At 35.7% G+C, this 3,260-nt stretch carries 4 protein-coding genes; all 4 read right to left on the bottom strand.

Annotation, left to right across the window (positions count from 1 at the left end; genetic code table 11):
- Nucleotides 1–74 precede the first annotated feature (74 nt).
- A complete protein-coding gene (locus AC1DOS_RS19005; protein ID WP_108584695.1) occupies nt 75–332 on the bottom strand; it encodes a DUF3243 domain-containing protein in 258 nt (85 codons plus the stop codon).
- 44 nt (nt 333–376) lie between these two features.
- Nucleotides 377–1,105, bottom strand: coding sequence for an elongation factor P 5-aminopentanone reductase (gene ymfI, locus AC1DOS_RS19000; protein ID WP_108584694.1), 729 nt, complete (start codon nt 1,103–1,105; stop codon nt 377–379).
- Nucleotides 1,102–2,406, bottom strand: coding sequence for an EF-P 5-aminopentanol modification-associated protein YfmH (gene yfmH, locus AC1DOS_RS18995; RefSeq protein WP_477538763.1), 1,305 nt, complete (start codon nt 2,404–2,406; stop codon nt 1,102–1,104). Before yfmH ends, ymfI begins: the two co-directional genes overlap by 4 nt.
- The coding region (yfmF, locus tag AC1DOS_RS18990) for an EF-P 5-aminopentanol modification-associated protein YfmF (RefSeq protein WP_477538762.1) at nt 2,387–3,260 on the bottom strand (874 nt) is incomplete at its 5' end. The genes yfmH and yfmF, both read right to left, overlap by 20 nt.

Genomic DNA, 3,260 nt, shown 5'->3' with positions numbered 1-3,260 from the left:
AGGTTCTATCATATCTGATTTGAGTACGTAAGAAAAGGAAAAAAGAAAAGAAGGAACAATGTCCTTCTTTTCTTTTACTGCACTTTTTTCTGCTGAACTAACTTTACAACCATGTTTGCAAGTGCATGTTGTTCATCTTCTGAAGCAACTGACCACAAATCAGACAGGACACGCTCTTGTTCATTCTTTGGATCCACATTTTTAGCCAAATAATCACCAATTTCATATGCTGTGGATTGGATGGCTTTTTTAGACATCCCAGTTGATTCGGCGTTCATTACATTTGCTCCTAAAAAGCTTGTCCATTTTTGCCAATTTTCAAGTAAGGCCATGTTTATTCCTCCTTTTCACATTCAGTATGTGCAAAAAAGAGAATTTATATGTACCATCCACCATTAACACGTAATACTTGACCTGTAATATAATCCCCATTTCCACTAGTTAAAAAAGACACAAGATTTGCCACGTCTTGCGGTTTTCCAATCTTATTAAGTGGAATATCCTGTTCAATGACCTGTCTTTCTTCATCATCTAGAGATCTATTCATTTTTGTGTCAATAAAGCCAGGAGCAATTGCATTAACACGAACTCCTGATGGACCCGATTCTTTTGCATATGCCTTTACAAATGCATGTTGCGCACCTTTAACTGCTGAATAGACCGTCTCACCAGCTGCACCTGTTTCACCCCAAATCGATCCAATAATGACAATGTAGGATGTAGTAAACCTTCTTAATTTAGGTGCTAGCTTACCTATTATTGACATGGGTGACTGGACGTGGGTTCTCCATACTAGTTCCATGTCTTGTGAGGAAGTATCTTCAAGCAATTGATAAAGTGCTTGCCCGGAAGCAAATACAATTGCTTGAACTTCAAAAAGCTGTGTGAAAATATTATTTACTGAATCTAAATCCCCAAGGTTTGCTTGAATAATATGGTGTTCTTGGCTCGGATAAAGATTTTGAAGATTTGTCTGTAAGTTTTCCATTGCTTGTTTATTTTCATTAAAATGTAAATATAAACTCCAGCCCTGTTTAGACATCTCAAGAGCTATGGCTTGCCCTATCTCACCTGATGCCCCAAAAATGCAGGCAAATTTCTTCATGATGTTTCTTGCTCTTTCTTAGGAAGAACTGAAAAGACTGTCTGCTGATTTTCTCCTTGAATCGAAGCAAAAGCATTTTGCAAATCTGCAACAGTTATTTGCTCTAATGCAGGCACTGCGTCGAATAAATCCATGTCATTAAAAGCATAGCGTGTAAATTGATTCGCAATATATTCAACCGAGTTCAAGGCCCGGAGGAAATAACCAATTTTTTTCTTACGAACACGATCTAAATCTGATTGTCCGAAAGGCCATTTTTCTTCTACTTTTTTCAATTCTTTTTTGATTGCTTCTACTAATTCTTTTGGTTTAGATGTATCTGAACCAATGATAGCAAATCCATACCCTTTTTCGAGTGTGAAATCAAAAGCATATGATTCATCTATCCAGCCCTTTTCATATGCTTGCACATAGAAATCTGAAGAACGTCCAAAAATCAATTCCAATGCGAGTTGTATTCCCATTTCATGCTTCATCATAGCATCGCCTTGTATTGAAGTTTCTTTCGCTTTTAACCCTACATATACTTTTGGCTTTTGAACGTCCATAAACAATTTATTTTCTTGTTTTGCTACTTCTAACGGTTCATTTGGGATTGAACGTTTAATTGGTTTGAATTCTGCAAATTCTTTTTTATTTTGGTGTTCTCGAATATATGTCATCATTTCTTCAGGATTTACAGCACCTACCACAAATAATAACATGTTTGATGGATGGTAAAATGTTTCGTAACATGTATACAAATGTTCTGCAGTAATGGCATCAATCGATTCGATAGTACCCGCAATATCAATCTTTACAGGATGATCTTTGTACATATTTTCAATTGTTCCAAAATATAAACGCCAATCCGGTTGATCATCATACATCGTGATTTCTTGACCAATAATCCCTTTTTCTTTTTCCACTGTAGCTTGAGTAAAGTACGGTTCTTGCACAAAATTTAATAATGTTTCTGTATTCTCATATAAATGGTCCGTTGCAGAAAATAAGTAAGCGGTTCGCGTAAACGAAGTGAATGCATTGGCGGAAGCACCATAGCCACTAAACTTTTGAAAAACGTCGCCATCTTCCTTTTCAAACATTTTATGCTCAAGAAAATGTGCAATTCCGTCGGGTACTGTTATTTCTTCAGATTCTCCGAGAGGAACAAATTTACTGTCTATAGAACCGTATTTTGTTGTAAAAGTAACAAATGTTTTTGAGAATCCTTTTTTCGRTAAAATGTAGACATCTAAGCCATTATCCATTTTTTCATGGAATAATTTTTCGTCTAATTGTTTAAAGTGAAGCTCCTTCATGTGACATTTCCTCCTTACCAGACAAGAAATAAACAAGTTGTTTATTGATTGACTTCGCCATTTCTTGAAYATCATCTTTTGTAACGGTCGCCCATTTGGCTACCCAAGAATCTACTGTAAATTCTTCTCCTAAATCTTTATATTGATCGAAAATTTCGATTTGGCCTCTTGCAGAATCTAGCGCTTCTTTTAACTGATTTTTAAGCATTGCAACTGTTTGGTCAATTTCGTTTTGTGAAATTTCACCTTTTTTCATTGCTTCTAATTGCTCATCAATCAATCCAACCGCTTTTTCTTGTTTACTTGCATCAATTCCAGCCAATACAAATAGAAGTCCATAGGCTGAGGAGAATGAACTTGACACATAATAAGCCATGCTTTCTTTTTCACGAACATTTAAAAATAATTTCGCATGAGGATAACCACCAAAAATACCGWTTGTTATTTGCATTTTCGGGAAATCAGGATGAGTAAATGTTACATTTGTTTCATAACCAATGTGTAGTTTTCCTTGCTTCATTTCTTGATATTCATTCACCGCATTTTTCTCTACTTTAGGATGTTCTACATCTTTATGAAGATCTTTTTGATTTAATTGTCGGGCCTTAAATTCAAATGCTTGCTGTAGTTTAGATGTCATTTCTTCAACATTTACATCGCCAACAACATAAATATCTAACTCATCCTCTTCGAGCATTTTCTTATATGCATCAAATAATGACTCATTTGTGATAGCGGTGATGGCATCGATTGTCCCGTTTGCTCCAATAGAAGCTGGGTGATTGGGACGCATTAATTCCACTAAGCGTTGTTGCGCATATCTTGTCTTATCATCATATAGTGACTCAATACGT

This window comes from Paenisporosarcina sp. P5_A11, assembly GCF_056400705.1.
This window is presented reverse-complemented; position numbering and strand designations above follow the sequence as displayed.